The following is a 17,698-nucleotide window of genomic DNA, read 5'->3' as shown; positions in this document are numbered from 1 at the left end:
CCCCTTAATTTTATTAATAACTTATAGTACCGCCTTTTTCATGTACTTCTAAAAATCTTAGTAACTCAGCTTTAACTTCTTCAGCAGTATCAAGAGAAAGCACTCTTTTAGCAAGCATCTGACATTCAGGCTTTTCTAAAGACATAATCATCTTCTTAACTTCAGGTATTGATATAGCAGCCATAGAAAATACATCTAGCCCAAGCCCAAATAATAAAGGCACGGCAAGTAAATCTCCTGCAAGCTCTCCGCACATAGATATTATAATACCGCTTGCATGAGCACCTTCTATAGCCATTTTTATAGCAATAAGTACTGAAGGATTATAAGGATCGCAAATAGATGCTATTTTTTCATTTCCTCTATCTGAAGCCAAAGTATACTGAGTTAAATCATTAGTACCTATAGAAAAGAAATCTGATTCTCTTGCAAAAGACTCTGACCTAAATACAACAGAAGGAGTTTCTATCATCATTCCTAATTCTAAAGATTCATTAAAAGCAATATCTTCTTTCATAAGTTCTAATTTACATTCATTAAATATAGATTTAGCCTTTCTTAATTCCTCCAAAGAAACAATCATAGGAAGCATAACTTTTATTTTGCCGAAATGAGATGCTCTAAGCAAAGCCCTAAACTGAGTTTTAATAATAGAAGTTCTGTCAAGACATATTCTTAAAGCTCTCCAACCAAGTGCAGGATTTTCTTCTTTAGGCATTTCCAAATAAGGAAGATATTTATCTCCCCCTATATCCATAGTTCTTATTGTAACAGTATGCCCGCTCATAGCTACAGCAACTTCTTTATATGCCTTGAATTGTTCTTCTTCTGTAGGAAAATCAGTATTCTCCATAAAAAGAAATTCTGTTCTATAAAGCCCTATGCCGTCAGCTCCGTTTTTTAATGCACCTCCCAAATCAGCAGGAGAACCTATATTAGCATACACTCTAATTTTTGTTCCGTCTTTTGATACAGCATCTTTATGTGCATATTCTTTTAATAAAGCCTTTCTCTTATCAAATTCATCTTTAAGCTTTAAGCATTCTTCTATAGATTCTTTTTCAGGCTCTATTATAACAGCCCCAGTATTGCCATTAACTATTATAATCTGCTCATTATTTAAATCTTTTAAAATTTCACCAATACCCACAACAGCAGGCAGTTCTAAAGATCTAGCCATAATAGATGTATGAGAAGTTCTTCCGCCTATCTCTGTAATAAATGCAAGAGTATTATCCAAATCTAAATTAGCAGTATCTGAAGGTGTTAAATCTCTGGCAACTACTATAGAATCTTTAGGAAGATTAGAAATATCTGCTATATCTTCGCCTTGAATATTTCTTATCCATCTATCCGAAATATCTAATAAATCTCCAGCCCTCTCTCTTAAATATTCATCTTCTACTTCGCTTAAAATTTTAGTATAAACTTCTATGCCCTGTGATAAAGCATATTCAGCACAAACTTTATCATCAGCTATAATATTATTAACCTCTTCAAGCAAATCCTCATCTTCAAGTAAAGTAATATGAGCATCAAATATAGCAGCTTTTTCTTCTGAAACTTTTTTTGCTGTAGTTTCCCTTATCTTAATAAGCTGTTCTTTAGTTTTATTTCTAGCATCTAACAATTTTGCCTGTTCTTCTGATATTTCCTTACAAGGACATTTTGAAATAGACAGCTCCTTTTTTATTAAAAGATAAACCTTGCCTATAGCTATACCCGGAGAAACTCCTATTCCAGTAATTCTCTTTTCCATATTATAATTCCAAAAATAATTAATCTTTTAAATTAGCTATAAATTCTTCTATTTTTTTTAGATTTTCTTCTTCATTATCACCGTCACAGTAAACAGTTAAAACAGAACCTTTCTTCACGCCCAAAGATAAAACCTTTAAAAGAGATGAAGCATTAACCCTTTTACCATTTTCATTTTCTACTTCTACTTTACAGCCTGCCAATGATTTTATAAATGTTACAAACTCATTACCAGGTCTGGCATGAAGTCCTGTATCATTTTGTATAGTAACTTTACCTGTAGTCATTATCAAATCCTCCATTCTTCTTTTAATATAATTTAAAGTATATCAGTTTTTTATCATTTGTCAAATTATATATACTAAAATTATACTTTTTAGTACAATAAACTATATTTTTAGTATAATAAATTTATATGATATTTTTAATAGTAATAATATATATTATTTATTGGAAATCATATTAAAATAAATGCCTTGTAAAACTAAAAAAGGATAAACTTTGCATTTTAATAATCTTAAATTAGATATTCCGCCTGTTAAAAATATTTTAGATTTTATATTGTACTTATTTTTTATATACTTTTTAGTTTCCATTACAGCATAATTAACAGTACCTATAGTATTATATATAGCTCCGGACATAATAGCATCTTTAATATTATTATTAACAGGATTTGGAATAGATTCTATAGGACCTATTTCATAATAAGGCAAAGATGTTATATTCGATAATGCCTGATAGCTTGTTTTTGTACCTGAAATTATCATACCGCCCAAAAAAGTAAAATCAGAGAGCATAATACTTATAGTGGTAGCTGTACCCATATCTATTACTATAGAAGCATATTTATCTTTATCATTATATCCTTCAAGCTTTATAGAAGCGTATGTAGATAAAATTCTGTCTATACCCACAGCATCTTTCGGCTTATACAGATTATCTTTCAATTTTATATCATTATGCATAACTCTATAAGGCTTCATTGAAAAACAATCTTCCACGCTGCTCTCAAACAAATCATTAACTTTCAAAGATACACTGCTGTAAAATACTCCGTCTATACAATCATAATCCTTTTTTACATCATTAAGTGCATTAACCAAATCCAAAGCATTACTATGTTCTATAGCTTTATAACATATAGGAAGATTAGCTTTTTCAAATATCGCTAATTTAACCCTTGTATTACCTATATCAGCAAGCAAGTACATTTTTAAGCCCCATTTTTTATATTATTACTTTCTAAAAAGCTTTTAGTTTTTTGTATTAAAAATTCTCTATTATTTAAATCAGGTTCATCTAATATCAAATCAAGCAGATAATTTAATATCTTGCCTATTAAAGGGCTAGGCTTCAAATTAAATTCATTAATCAAATCATTACCATCTATTTTTAAATCTTTAACTGTAATAGCATTTTCTTCTTCAATAATCTTATCAATCCTAGATAATAATTTAGGTATAGCCTTACTTTCCTTATCCTTTCTAAATCCGCTTCCAAGCCTATCCGCCTCTCTAAGCTTTAAAAGAGGTTTTATATTTTCAACACCGACAGCACGCATAAATCTTCTTACAGCACCGTCAGTCCATTCATCTTGATAATAAAACATATGCTGTCTAACTAATAATGTTACAAAATCTATCTCAGAATTAGAATATTTTAATCTTTTCATTATTTTTTTGGCAACATTAGAGCCCACAACCTCATGATTATAATAAACAGGATCATCTTGCTTAGAAATTTTTTTCTGAACCATAGGTTTTGCTATATCATGAAATAATGCTGCAAGTCTTACCAATAAGGTCAATTCTTCTGTTTCTAAAGGCTCAACTTCCTGTATAGTATGAAGTATATGATAATAAACATCATATTTATGAAATTTATTTTGGGATACGCCGAAGCCCTGCATAAGTTCAGGCAGTATTAAAGAAAGCACACCCGTTTTTCTTAAAAGCTCCAAACCTCTGAAAGGATTTTTAGATAATAATATTCCATTAAACTCTTCTCTTATTCTCTCAGCCGCAATAGAGGCAAGCATTCCTGTAGAATGTGCTATAGCTTCAAAAGTTTCTTTTTCTATATCAAAGTCTAATTTAGTAGCAAATCTTATAGCCCTCATTATTCTAAGTCCGTCTTCCATAAACCTTTCATAAGGATTGCCTACAGATTTGATTATTTTTCTTTTAATATCCTTCATACCGTCAAACATATCTATTAAATTTCCGTCCAAAACATTATATGCCATAGCATTTATTGTCAAATCTCTTCTAGGCAAATCTTCTTCTATATTAGAGGCATATTCTACATTATCAGGATGTCTGCCGTCGCTGTAATTTCCGTCGCTTCTGAAAGTTGTTATCTCTACATGCATATCCTCTATAATAACAAGTATAGTTCCGTGTTTTATTCCAGTGGGAATAGTATATTTAAATATTTTTTGTACATCTTCGGGCTTGGCATCTGTAGTAATATCATATTCATGAGGAGTAATGCCCATTATAGAATCTCTAACTGCACCGCCTACTAAAAAACACTGGAAGCCTTCTATATTCAATATTCTAGCTATCTCTTTTATCTGATGCGGTATATCTGTAAATATTTTCTTCACTTAATATCCTATCATGTTTATGTACTATATATAGTATATACAATTTTAAGTTAATTACAAATTTGTATTATATAATAAAGCATAATTACTTATAAAAAATAGAAATGTAAATTTAGTTGATATTATAAACATATTAGATATAATTAATATAAAAATATATAATAATAAATAATAGGAAAACTATGTCTGATGAAAATAAAAAATGAAGAGAGAATAAGAAAACAAATTAAAGATATAAAGTCAAGAACAGAAACATCATTTACAAAAAAAGAATTAAATGAACTTCCTAAGATTATAAATGAAAATGAAGATATTTTATATTTTACATCAGGCTTCCATAAATCAAATAATAATAGTATGATTATAGTACTTACAACAAAGAGAATTATATTTTTAGATAATGGTATGTTTGTTTCAAGAAGACAATTTGATATACCTTTAGATATGGTTAATAGTGTTCAATTATATACAGGACTTATACTCGGAGAAATTACTATAGTATATGGTGAATATTCTGAAACAATAAAAGATATAGTAAAAGAAAGTGCTATAGTATTTCAGCAGACAGCTTCAAAGGAAATGGAAAAATATAAGCAAAAAAATAAATATAATAAACATTCAGAAAAAATATCAAAAAATACAAACGGCTATACAAAAAATAAATACATATTAATAAATGATGTTTATATAAACTGCAGCAGCATTATAGAAATAAAAAAGGAAGAAAACTGCATTGTAATTTCCACAATAAAAAAAGATTATTATGCAGAATATGATGATAAACGCTATAATGATATTATATCTTTTATTGCCGATGATATATTTGAATGTTAATTTATTTTATTATTGCTAATAAAAATTATAAGCTTTGATACTCTGCCATTCTTACGAATGTCAGACGCTCATAATTTTTATATTTAGCTTTCTAGTATTTAAAAAATTATTAGTTTTTATTGTTGCTAGCGATAAACTTTATATTATTACTATGCTCGCCTTCGCTTTAACCACATCGATAATAAATTATCGATGTGCTTCGGCTCGCTTTTTTATTATTATTTTTAATAAACTCTGCCATTCTACGAATGTCAGACGCTCACAATTTTTATATTTAGTTTTCTAGTATTTAAAAAATTATTAGTTGTTATTATCGCTTTAAAAAAATTTTATTTAATTAAGTAATTCCAAATCACAGTATTATTATAACTTTTCTATTTCTTATTTACTAATAAAAAACTTGTTCGTTAGTTACATCCTGCCATTCTACGAATGTCAGGCACTCACAAGTTTTTTATTTCTTTTATTATTGCTAGCGATAAACTTTCTATTATTGCTAATAAAAATTGCTTTATTATTGCTATGCTCACCTTCGCTTTAACTACATCGATAATTTATTATCGATGTGCTTCGGCTCGCTTTTTTTAATTATTTATTATTATTGCTAATAAAAAGTTTATCGATAGCAATAATAATAAATTATCATTCTTTATTATTTACCTTCAGCATTTATAGTATCATAATTAGAGAAATCATTTTTACTTTCTAAATCTTTTTTATCATAATCTTTAAGAGGTATTTTATTTCTTACAGCAGCATAAACAGTAGGTACTATAACAAGAGTAAATGCTGTTGAAACAAAAAGCCCTCCGAGTATGGCAATAGACAAAGGCTGATACATTTCATTTCCGCTTCCTCCTGATAATGCCATAGGAAGAAGTCCAAGTATAGTAGTGAATGTTGTCATAAGTACAGGTCTTAAGCGTCTAGTACCTGATTCTAAAGCAGCTTCATCTCCATTTATACGCTTCTCATACATAAGCTGATTCATATAATCTATAAGCACAATACCATTATTAACTACAATACCGATTAAAACTATAAATCCTATGCCGCTGTATACGCTTAAAGTATGCCCTCCTATAAATAATGCTGTTAAAGAGCCTGCAAATCCGAATGGTATTGCTAATGCTATAACAAATGGTGCTATGAAAGATTCAAACTGACTTGCCATTATAGCATAAACCAAAATCAATGCTAATATCAAAGCCTGAAAAAGCTGTAAAAAAGCTTCATTCATATCCTCAAAATCTCCTGTATAATTTATATTGAAGCCTGAAGGAATAAATATTTCATTTTTTATTTTTTCGCGTACATCATACATTATTTCGCTTAAAGCTCTGTTATATCCTGATGCTCTTATAGTGGTTATTCTAGTGCTGTCTTTTCTTTCTACTTCAGTAGGTCCATAGCTTTTTTCTACAGATGCTATTGATGATATAGGAACTATTCCGCTTGAAGTTGGTATCATAATCCTCAATATATCATCTATATTCAATCTGTCTATCTCTCCAAGCTGAACATTAACATCTATATCTGTAACATCAGAATCAAGAGGAGTCATTGTAGTGGCAGTAGTTCCTGCAAAACTTGTTTTTATAATATTAGCTATTGTATTTACATTAACACCCATCTTAGCAGCTATTTCTCTATTAACATATATTTTTAATTCGGGATTAGAATCATCTCTTGTAAGTCTTGGTTCTCTTATGCCTTCTATATCTGATATTGATTTTATTATATTATTTGCTATTTCCGAAGCCTTATTTAAATCATCTCCTACTAATTCTATTTCTATTTCCTGTCCTCCTGCTCCCCCATCTCTTGAACTGCTTCCTATAGCTGATGTAGTTACAGCAGATATATTTATTTGAGCAGGATATGAAACTAAAATATTTCTAGTAATTTCTATATACTCATCAACCGATTTTTTTCTGCCTTCGCTCTTTTCTCTTAACTGAACTCTTATCTCTGCAGTATTTTCTTCAGAACCTGATTTTATTCTTGACTGCATTCTGTCAAAATCTTCCCCTATAGCATCTTGTATATCTTTTTCCATTCTTGAAACAAATGCACCTGTTTGTTCTGATTTTGTACCTACAGGCATTTTTACATCTATTTTAAACTGTCCCTCATCTGATATGGGAAATCCCTCTTTACCTATAAATATAATTAAAATTAATATTATTATAAATATAACTGATATTGATACAGACAAAACTTTATTTTTATTTTTTATAGAATAATTAAGTATATAAAAATAAAAGCCCTCAATTTTTTTATGAATATTTTTATTAACAAAATTTTCTATAGGTATTAAAAAATCTATTTTTTTATTAGTTACAAGCCTTGCTCCAAGCATAGGCACTACTGTAAGAGCAACAAATAAAGAGCCTATCATAGAAACTGTAACAGTAATGCATAAGTCTCTGAATAATTGACCTGTCTGCCCTTCTACAAAAAGAAACGGCAAGAATACTGCAATTGTTGTGAGAGTTGAAGCGGATATTGCTAATGCCACTGAAGAAGTTCCATTTATAGCAGAAGAATATTTTCCATATCCGTTATTTCTATAATAAAATATATTTTCAAGCACAACAATAGAATTATCAACCATCATTCCTATACCTAAAACTAATCCCGACAATGAAATGATATTTAAAGTTATACCCATAAAATACATCAAAGTAAAAGTAACAATAATAGATATAGGTATAGAAACAGCTATTATAGAAACAGTTTTAATATTCCATAAATAAAGCATTAATATTATAACGGCAAATAATCCGCCCTGCCAAGCGGTATCAAGCACTCCTTTTATAGCTTCATTTACATTATCAGCATTATTAAATAATATCTCATATTCCACACCTTCAGGAAGATTAAGACTAGATAATTGTTTTTGAACTGCTTTAGATACATTAACAGAATTTCCTCCAGACTCCTTATTAACTGATACAGATACCGCAGACATTCCATTTATTTTTACTATTTCAGAATCATCGCTATAGCCTTGATATACTCTTCCTATATCTTTTAATTTTATAGGTATATCATTCGTTTTTACTGCTACTACAGTATTTTCTATATCTTCTGCCGTAGTAAACTCTCCCATAGTTCTCAAAGTATATTTATAAACTCCCTCATAAGTTTCGCCTCCTGAAAGATTCTGATTCTCTGAGGAAAGAAGAGACACTATACTATTAATATCTATACCATAAGCATGAAGTCTATTTAAAAGTAAATCTACTTTCATCTGCGTTTTAAGTCCGCCCCTAATTTCTGCCCTTGCAACTCCAGAAGCCTGTTCTATTTTATTAAGCACCTGATTATCTACTAAATTATATAATGCCCCTAAATTATCAGCACCAAAAAATGCTATTTCCATAATAGGCGTCATATCTGTAGAAAATTTAAATACTGTAGGATTTTTAGCATCATCTGGAAGAGAATTTTTTATTGTGTCTATGGACTCTCTTATATCAGCAGCAGCAGCGGCTAAATCTGTCCCCCAATTAAATTCTATAAAAACGCTGGATATACCTTCCTCAGAAGAAGAAGTAATTGTATTAATTGAGCTTACAGCGGCAACAGCATTCTCCACTACCCTAGTTACTGATTTCTCTACTTCTTCAGGTCCTGCATTTTCATATTCTGTTCTTACTGTTATATAAGGAAGTTCTATATCAGGTAAAAAATCTACAGCCAATTTACTTAAACTTACAAATCCCAATATAAGGATTGCCGTCATGCACATAAAAACTGCTACAGGTCTTTTTACTACCAATTCTATAAAACTTCTCATCGTTTATTTTTACCTCTTTTATAAAATAAAAATTGTTAGTTAATATCCCCCTGCCATTCTTGCGAATGTCAGGCACTCACAATTTTTATATTTGACTTTTCAGTATTTAAAAATTGTTTTTATTATTGCTAGCGATAAACTTTATATTATTGCTAATAAAAATTGTTAGTTAATATCCCCCTGCCATTCTTGCGAATGTAAGGCATTCACAATTTTTATAATATTAAAAGTCAATTTTTAATATTTTTCAATATGCTGATAATCATAGATACAGATAAAATAACAGTACAAACTATAAGTATAATATTTAGTATATTTGACAAATCACTATTAAATGTACTTATATATTTTATAATAATTAGGAAAATGCCTACTACTGCACTGAACATACCATATAATTTTAATCTATTTAAATAATCTTTAGCAAAAGAATTAAATACATCATGTATATTTTTAGGATTCATATTATCTATTTCTTCTTTTGTAATTGCAGAAAAATCTATAGAATCAATTATCAAATTAATATCATCTTTAGCACAATTAATAATTAGATTCAAAAAATAATATTTAGTCTTATTATCTATAATAAAAGGAATATCATGTCTTAATTTTGATAATATTTTTTTAAACTCTCTATATATGCATTCATTTACATATTCATTATATTCCAAAGTTTCTAATAATAAAAATACATTTCTAATTAAATTATTATTATCTATTATATTATGATCCTTAAAAGAAGAAAGCAACAAATTATCAAAACTGTTTTTGGAATATTTTAAAATATCATTAAAAATACTATCAAAATACTTTTCTATATTTATACAATCTTTTATTTTTAAAGGATGCAAATTTTTATCTATATAGTTTTTTATTTCAATGGATATATGCTCATTATTATCATTAATACTTATAAATATATATTTAAAAAAATTATATAAATCATCATCAGTATTCTTAAAAAATGCATCAATATACTTATCTAATAATTTATAATCAATGCAATTAACAAATAAAGCAAATATATTATCAAAAACTTTATATATTAAACTTTGATTATTATCTATAATATCATATAAATAGCTTCTTAAACTGCTCTCTTCATATAGCTTATCATTTCCGAATATGTATGAAATATCTTTAGATAAAATATTATCATCTAAAAAATCAAAACTTATATTAATAATATTTGATTTTATATCATCAGCAAACATAGGAAGTTTATTATTAATTAAATTAAATACTATCTTATCAGTTAAATCCTTCACAAAATTATTTTTTATGGGAATATTTTCTATAATCATCTTGCTTATCTCATCTCTATTATTATTTAATGATTCATTTAATTTATTCTTCATCATAGAAAAAATAAATTCATTATTAGCCCTTATAAGATTTACAATTTCTCCGTTGAACATTTCTTTTATTTTTTTACTTCTATTTTTTGATATTTCATTATCAAGAAAATCTATAACTATATTAAATATTATATCTCTGAAAGAATTAGAATTAAAAGCCTTTACAATATTAATTACAATATCATCTCTAAACCTATTTAAATCTTTCAAATTATCCCTTACAATATTCTTAGAAAATTCTTTTAAAGGCATAAAATCAGTATTTTTTAAAATGTACTTAATTATTATAATAAAAATATTATCTGTATTATTATTTATATATGATATCAAAGTATTTTTAATTTTATTATTATCTTTAATAAAATTAAAATAATCTTTCTTTATAAAAAAATTAACAGCATTATATTTTATATTATAAGTATTATTTAATATAATATTATTTAAATTATTTTTTATATAAGAGAATATATTTAATTTTGTTATTTTATCATCTTCAATCATATAATTAAAAAATATTTTATAATTATCTTTTATTAAATTATTTTCTATATCATCTTTATTATCCAATATAGACAATAAACCTTCTTTTTCCATAAGTCTGTCATTAACAAAATTAGACATAGAATATGCAAATCTGTTTTTATCACATGCAACAGCTCCCCAAAAAACTTTTTTCTTTATGCCGAATAAAGGTTCATAAGGCTGAAATATAGAATAAATAGCAATAATATTAGTTAATAATCCTATAAACAAATATACTAAAGGATCTATTATATAATTTAATAATCCAAAAGAACTATTAAAAGAATTAATAGGAAAAAAATAAGAACTTAATAAGCCGAATAAAGCTCCAAGAAAAGCACCTAATATATTTATAGGCTCTAATTCCTTTCCCATAAAATCATCAGCCATTTTAGCTACTTCATCTTTGCTTAATTTACCCATATTATTTTTTATTATTTTTATAACTAAAGAATCTATTATATTAGAAATAAATATTTTCTCTTTAGATATAAAATTAATTATAGAATTATAAGAATTATTATCTATAAACTCATCTATCTGATTCTCTTTTTTTATAATAAGTTCATTCATATTCAAACTGCAGTATTTATCTATAAACTCTTCAAATAATAAAAATGATAATTCTATTACAGAATCAAAATTATTTAATAAATCATATACAGCATAATCTTTGTACTTACAGTAAATATTATATATATAATTTTCTATGCTTTCTCTATTATTTTCTATAATACTATTAATCATCATACCATTATCTTTTAATAATAATATAGTATCTATTTTTTTTGATAATAAAGTATTTAATTTATTTATAATTTTATCTGAATTTAATGATGCATAATTTATAATCTCTTTTTGCAAAAAATTATACAAATTATTTATAGTATTAGAATCTGCCGATACATTTAATTTCATATTTAAAAAATTATTTATCCAAGAATCAGGAATCTCTTTTATATTAAAAATAATAATATCCTTTGCCATATCTTTTATATTATCTATATTATCTGCATTATTTAATACAGCGGATATTTTTGTATTTGCTAAATAATTCATTATATCATTAGTAATAACAGAGGCAGGCTCATCAATATTATCTTTATATTTTTCTATATATTCAATAACTTTTTCAATAATCTTATACTTGGCAGCAATATCATTTAAAAATATATTTCTTATAAGCTTAATTATAGTATGTAAAAATAATCCGTCTATTTTATCAATCTCTTCATCAACAGCCTCTTCTATAATGATATCAAGTTTAGACTTATTTTCATTTATTATTGGTATTATTATATCTATAAATTTAGGCAGAATATCTGAAAGAATAGTATTTAATCTATAAGACATATTTGAATTTAATAATTCATATATTGTTTTATCTGTATTTTTGAATCTATTGTAAAGCTCTTCTATAATGTCTTTTATAATATTTTCAAACTCTTTATTTTCTAATAACTTATTAATTATATTTTTTACTTCTGAAGGCTCATATATAGAAAAAAGTTCTTTTATACTATAAGATGATAATGAAGATAAAAGATTATGAAAGCAATTTTCTAAATTTGAATATTTTATTAATGATTTTATAAAAGAAAGAAAAGCATTATTATTTTTACAAGGATACAATATATTATCTATAATCTCTTTTAATATATTATTATATTTTTCATTATTTTTAGAATAAGCATCATTAATTACAGCATTAATAGTATTATTATCATTTATATATTTAAAAAAACTATTCATAAGGCTTTCAATAATATGCTTCGCCTGACTATCATCTGCTATTTCATACAGCTTAATATTTTTAAATATTATTTCTAATAATACTGATACGCTTTCTTTTGTATTTAATTTAGTCCAATCTAAAACATTCTTTTTAGTTTCATTAAAACCATCTATATTTTTTATTTTTAAAGAAGTTTTTGATATTAAATTTAATTTAAGATTTTTAAAAAATTTTTTTATATTATTTTTGAATTTATCTTTTTTGATTTCTCTGAATATAGAATCATAATTAATAATTTTTTTAGAAACCATTTTGCTGATTTCATCTATAAAATTATCTCTTTTTCTTGCTATTATTCCGTTATTTGAAAACAGTTTTTTTAATGCTATAGTGTTAGTATAATATCCTGATACAGCTCCAAGAAAAGCACCCAATAATAATTGAAAAAACAAGTCCATTTTTAATACCAATTAATTATTTCTCAAAAGATTCTAATTCCTTACAAAAACTTATAAAATCTTCATAAAGAGTTATAGACTGCAGGAATCTTAAATCAATCATATACCCAGAATCAATATGCCTAAAAAACTCAGCGTCCCAAAGTTCTGTTTGAATAAATCCGTTTTTATAATCATATTTATAAGGCTCAAAATTAAATATATAAGTTCTGAAATATTTAACCTTAGCAAAACATAATTTATATATTCTAAATAATATTCCTATAGTATCATTTCTATTAAAAAATTTATCTGTAAATATTAATGTTTTATGAGAGTTCTCTTTTTCCTGATACCAGCCGTCAGATTCTTTTTTAAGATTATATTTTTTTATTATATTTTCTTTATCTATAGTATAGAGAGAAGTAAAATCATAATCATATCTCACTTCTTTATAAATAAACTCAATTCCATCGCATACTATATAAAAATAATTTTTTGCATCATCAGATTTAATTTTAATTACAGCAGAATATTTATTAATATTTTTATAATCTTTAATATCATCAATATCATAATTTGAAGCAGCATAAAATACATCATATTCATTAGGGCATGCATTAAAATATTTTGAACATTGTACAAAACATGCATTCTTAAAAATAACTTCTAAAATATGACAGCAGCTTAAATCATTGCCTGCTATTATATGCAAATCATTTCCATATTCGGATATCATAAAATCAAGCCACATATTATCCTTAATAGAATCATTTATATTTTTTATTTTTTCTTTTAAAATTATTAAATTCATTTCTTCTATATATGATTTGAATTCCTTTTCCATATACTTAAAATTTAAAAAGGCTACTTTATCATCATGATTTAATATCTTTATATATACAGCGTCATTTTCTATTATATAAAATAAATATTTTTTCTTATCATTAAATAATAAAAAGCCATCTTCACACTGCTCCATTTCAGCATTTATTTTTGATTTTATATATTTCATAAGTGAAAACATAGCATTAGAATCATCGCTTTTATTATTATACAGAAGTTTTATTATTTTTGTTTTTTCATCTAAAGAAATTATTTTATACATTTTTATAATCCGAATACTTAATTAGAATACTGTAAATTATAATACAGAAATTTTCTTTTTTAAAGCTAAAAATACTAAATTTGATATAATAAACTTTTTAATAATTAATTAGTAAAAAAATAAGCCGAAATTATTAAAAACTTATAATAATTATTAAAGAATACAAATTAATAAATTTAATTTCTAAAATATATTATTAAAAAAACTGAATAAAAAATATTATTTCTATTAAAAAATAGGGAACTTTTTTATGTTATTATCGTCTAATACATCAAAGATAATAAATAATATAAATAAAAATCATTTATGATAAGGAGAGTTTATGAATAAAATATATTACACTATGTCTATAATATTATTATTATCTTTGTCTATTTTCGCTCAGCCTGGTCCTAATGGTCCAGGTCATCGCGGACATAGAAGAAGAGGAGCTGAATTTGAAAAAAGATTAGGACATGATCCTCTGCAGTTCTTTAGAAAAATAGGAATAATTTTAACAGATGATCAGTCTGAAAGAATGTATGATATAGCTATAAAGTTTATAGAAGAAGAAGATCCAATCAAATTAGAGATAAAAAGAATAGAAAATAATATTAAATTAGAATTAATTAAAGATAATCCTGACAGAAATGCTTTAAAAGAATTAATAAAAGAGAAAAAAGAACAGGAGGCTTTAAGGGATTATATAAGAATAGTAAGAGATTTGGATATTATAGATGTTCTTACCCCAGAGCAAAAATCTAAATTAAACAGCTGCATGACAATAAATTAAGGATATATATGAGCATTATTATGGCTTATAAAGAAAATAATGAAAATATAGAAAAAAATAAAGAAGAAAATATAGAAGCATTTAAAATAGGCGATGAAGAGGCTTATAAACAGTTTATAGAAATGTATAAAAAGCCTTTATTTAATTTAGTTTATTCTATGATTTCTAATATAGATGATGCAGAAGAAATTATACAAGATGTTTTTGTAAGTTTTTATATTAAAAGAGAAAGTTTTGAAGGAAGAAGCAAAATATATACTTGGCTTTACAGAGTTTCTTTTAATAGGGCAGTAGATTATATAAGAAAAAAAGAGAGGGAGAAAAAATATAGATTAAAAGAATATAGAAATTCTCAATTGCAGGAATCGGATAATGATAACAGCATACATAAAATAATACTTGCCGATGCATTATCAAAATTGGAAGATGATTTCCGCATACCTTTAATTATGGCTGAATATGAAAATTATTCTTATAATGAAATATCTGAAAAACTAGATTTGCCTGTCAATACAGTTAGAACTAGAATATTTAGGGCAAGAAAAAAACTTCTGTCCTATATGAAAAAAATGGGGGTGAGCTTATGAAAAAAAATCATAAATATTATGAAATACTTATTAGCAGATATAAGGATAATGATTTAGACAAAAATGAAATTTTAGAAATGGAAAAACATTTAGCTTTATGTAAATCCTGTCAAAAATTTCAAAATGAAATTAATTCTATGTCATCTATACTTTTAGGTATAGAGAATATTAAAATTAATAAAAAAACAAAGCATTTATTTGCAAATAAAAAAATAATAGCTTCTATAACTTCAATAGCAGCTGCTTTATTAATATTTCTTGGAATATCAGTAATATATAATAATAAAAACAGTAATTCTGATTTAACATCTATGACAGCCTCTTTAATTACAGATTATGATGCAAAAGAAGATGATTATGCACCATTTTCAAGCTATTTTGATTATAATATTGATGCAGAAAATGATAATCAAAAATATGCTGAAAATGAAATACTAATAATGTCTGCCTATATGTATTATATGGCAAAATAATTTAATTTTTAGATAATTTTTTTACGGCACTTGGAAGTAATTTATGCTCTTCTCTTAATACACGTTTTTGTAAAATCTCAGGAGTGTCATTTTCTTTAACTTCCACTTTAGACTGCATTATTATATCGCCTCCGTCTATCGTGTCCGTAACATAATGCACAGTGCATCCTGACTCTTTTTCATTATTTTGTATAACAGCTTTATGAACATTAATACCATACATTCCCTTTCCTCCATATTTAGGAAGGAGAGACGGGTGAATATTTATAATTTTATTTGTCCACTTACTTATAAAATTGCTGTCGGCTATGGATAAAAAGCCTGCCAATACTATCAAATCTATATTATAAAGCTCTTCATCTATCTTTTCAAATAATTCTTTTTTATATATTTTTCTGTCTATAAGAATTGCTTTTATGCCTGCATTTTCTGCTATATTTAAGCCCCCGCATACTCTGTCAGCAATAACCACATCTATTTTATAATAATTATTATCCTGAGATTCTATTAAGGACTTTAAATTACTTCCTCCCCCGGAAATTAAAACAGCTATTCTAAACATATACCGCTCTCATCATCTCTGTCATTTTTAGAAATATAGCCAATCTCATATACCTCTTCATTTTGAAACTGCAAATCATTTATAATATTATCCTTATCCTCTTTAGAAGCTATTATCACAAAACCAATACCCATATTGAAAGTATTATACATCTCTTCTTCTTTTATATTGCCAAGATACTGTATATAATTAAATATATTAGGAGTAATAAAACTATCCTTTTTTATTACAGCCTTGTATCCTCTAGCAATAGAACGAGGAACATTTTCAATCAAGCCGCCTCCTGTAATATGTGCCATACCTTTAATATTATATTTTTCCAGCAGAGGAAGAATTTTTTTGACATATATTTTTGTAGGAGTTAAAAGAGTTTCTCCTATCTTTTTATCTTCATATACAGCATTATAATCTCTTACAAGTTTTCTTATCAGTGAAAATCCATTGCTGTGAAATCCAGAAGAAGCAATACCTATAACAGCATCGCCTTCAGCTGTTTTAGAACCATCAATAATTTTATCTTTCTCTACAACGCCTACACAAAAACCAGCTATATCATAATCTCCGTCTTTATAAAAACCGGGCATTTCAGCCGTTTCTCCTCCTATTAAAGCAGCCCCAGAATCATAACAGCCGTCAGCAATACCCTTCACTATCAAAGCAGCAGTTTCTCCATTTAATTTTCCGCATGCAATATAATCTAAAAAGAAAATAGGTTTTGCACCATGACAAAGCACATCATTAACGCACATAGCAACTGCATCTATTCCAATAGTATCATACTTTTTCATAGAAAATGCTATCTCTAATTTAGTCCCTACTCCGTCAGTTCCAGACACCAATACAGGATTATTATATTTTCCAAGTTCATACATAGCACCAAAACTGCCTATACTATTAAGTACATTTGTATGCATAGTTTTGGCTACAACTTCTTTCATAAGAGTAACAGCTTTATAACCTTCTTCCCTGCTGACTCCGCTGTCTTTATAAGAAATACTCATAAATAATTTCCTTATTTTTATAATGAAATAGTAATTAAGTATATCAATATTTTTTATATTTACAAGAAAATTTTTTTTGATAATAAAAATAAGGTTTAGGGCTATAAAAAATAGTAAATTTATATTAAATATATA

Annotated in this window: 13 protein-coding genes; 4 read left to right on the top strand and 9 right to left on the bottom strand. The window is 26.1% G+C overall.

The features are described from left to right. Positions 1-13: 13 nt before the first annotated feature. From ptsP to QZ288_RS05565, 4 genes are all read right to left on the bottom strand, one after another. Complete coding sequence (ptsP, locus tag QZ288_RS05580; protein ID WP_295156143.1) at positions 14-1,759, bottom strand: phosphoenolpyruvate--protein phosphotransferase; 1,746 nt, start codon at positions 1,757-1,759, stop codon at positions 14-16. 19 nt (positions 1,760-1,778) lie between these two features. Next, on the bottom strand, positions 1,779-2,045 hold the full coding sequence (locus QZ288_RS05575; protein WP_295156140.1) for an HPr family phosphocarrier protein: 267 nt from the start codon (positions 2,043-2,045) through the stop codon (positions 1,779-1,781). 156 nt (positions 2,046-2,201) lie between these two features. Next, positions 2,202-2,972, bottom strand: a complete 771-nt coding sequence (locus tag QZ288_RS05570; protein WP_295156137.1) for a type III pantothenate kinase — start codon at positions 2,970-2,972, stop codon at positions 2,202-2,204. Positions 2,973-2,974: 2 nt separating this feature from the next. Further along, complete coding sequence (locus QZ288_RS05565; RefSeq protein ID WP_295156134.1) at positions 2,975-4,369, bottom strand: CCA tRNA nucleotidyltransferase; 1,395 nt, start codon at positions 4,367-4,369, stop codon at positions 2,975-2,977. 189 nt (positions 4,370-4,558) lie between these two features. On the opposite strand from QZ288_RS05565, the gene QZ288_RS05560 reads away from it, so the two are divergent. Then, positions 4,559-5,203: a PH domain-containing protein gene (locus tag QZ288_RS05560; RefSeq protein WP_295156131.1), complete on the top strand. Its 645-nt coding sequence runs from the start codon at positions 4,559-4,561 to the stop codon at positions 5,201-5,203. A gap of 652 nt (positions 5,204-5,855) precedes the next feature. On the opposite strand, the gene QZ288_RS05555 is transcribed toward QZ288_RS05560, so the two are convergent. From QZ288_RS05555 to QZ288_RS05545, 3 genes are all read right to left on the bottom strand, one after another. Continuing rightward, positions 5,856-9,008, bottom strand: a complete 3,153-nt coding sequence (locus tag QZ288_RS05555; RefSeq protein ID WP_295156129.1) for an efflux RND transporter permease subunit — start codon at positions 9,006-9,008, stop codon at positions 5,856-5,858. A gap of 230 nt (positions 9,009-9,238) precedes the next feature. Beyond that, positions 9,239-13,081: a hypothetical protein gene (locus QZ288_RS05550; protein ID WP_295156126.1), complete on the bottom strand. Its 3,843-nt coding sequence runs from the start codon at positions 13,079-13,081 to the stop codon at positions 9,239-9,241. Positions 13,082-13,097: 16 nt separating this feature from the next. Further along, entirely contained in the window at positions 13,098-14,168 is a 1,071-nt protein-coding gene (locus QZ288_RS05545; protein WP_295156123.1) for a hypothetical protein, read from the bottom strand. 322 nt (positions 14,169-14,490) lie between these two features. On the opposite strand from QZ288_RS05545, the gene QZ288_RS05540 reads away from it, so the two are divergent. Genes QZ288_RS05540 through QZ288_RS05530 form a run of 3 tightly spaced genes read left to right on the top strand, consistent with a single transcriptional unit; the run spans position 14,491 to position 16,000 of the window. Beyond that, positions 14,491-14,940 carry a hypothetical protein gene (locus QZ288_RS05540; protein ID WP_295156120.1) on the top strand — a complete coding sequence of 150 codons (450 nt, stop codon included), beginning with the start codon at positions 14,491-14,493 and terminating at the stop codon, positions 14,938-14,940. A gap of 20 nt (positions 14,941-14,960) precedes the next feature. Next, a complete protein-coding gene (locus QZ288_RS05535) occupies positions 14,961-15,527 on the top strand; it encodes an RNA polymerase sigma factor (protein WP_295156117.1) in 567 nt (188 codons plus the stop codon). After that, entirely contained in the window at positions 15,524-16,000 is a 477-nt protein-coding gene (locus QZ288_RS05530; RefSeq protein ID WP_295156114.1) for a zf-HC2 domain-containing protein, read from the top strand. The genes QZ288_RS05535 and QZ288_RS05530 overlap by 4 nt, the downstream gene beginning before the upstream one ends. Position 16,001: 1 nt before the next feature. Here the strand turns inward: QZ288_RS05530 and purN are convergent, their stop codons facing one another. Further along, complete coding sequence (gene purN, locus QZ288_RS05525) at positions 16,002-16,562, bottom strand: phosphoribosylglycinamide formyltransferase (RefSeq protein ID WP_295156111.1); 561 nt, start codon at positions 16,560-16,562, stop codon at positions 16,002-16,004. Further along, positions 16,550-17,563, bottom strand: a complete 1,014-nt coding sequence (gene purM / locus QZ288_RS05520) for a phosphoribosylformylglycinamidine cyclo-ligase (RefSeq protein WP_295156108.1) — start codon at positions 17,561-17,563, stop codon at positions 16,550-16,552. The genes purN and purM overlap by 13 nt, the downstream gene beginning before the upstream one ends. Positions 17,564-17,698: the final 135 nt, after the last annotated feature.

The organism is uncultured Brachyspira sp. (genome assembly GCF_910578695.1).
Taxonomy (GTDB): Bacteria; Spirochaetota; Brachyspiria; order Brachyspirales; family Brachyspiraceae; genus Brachyspira.
Note: the sequence above shows the minus strand (reverse complement) of the source record. Positions and strands in the feature narration are given on the sequence as shown.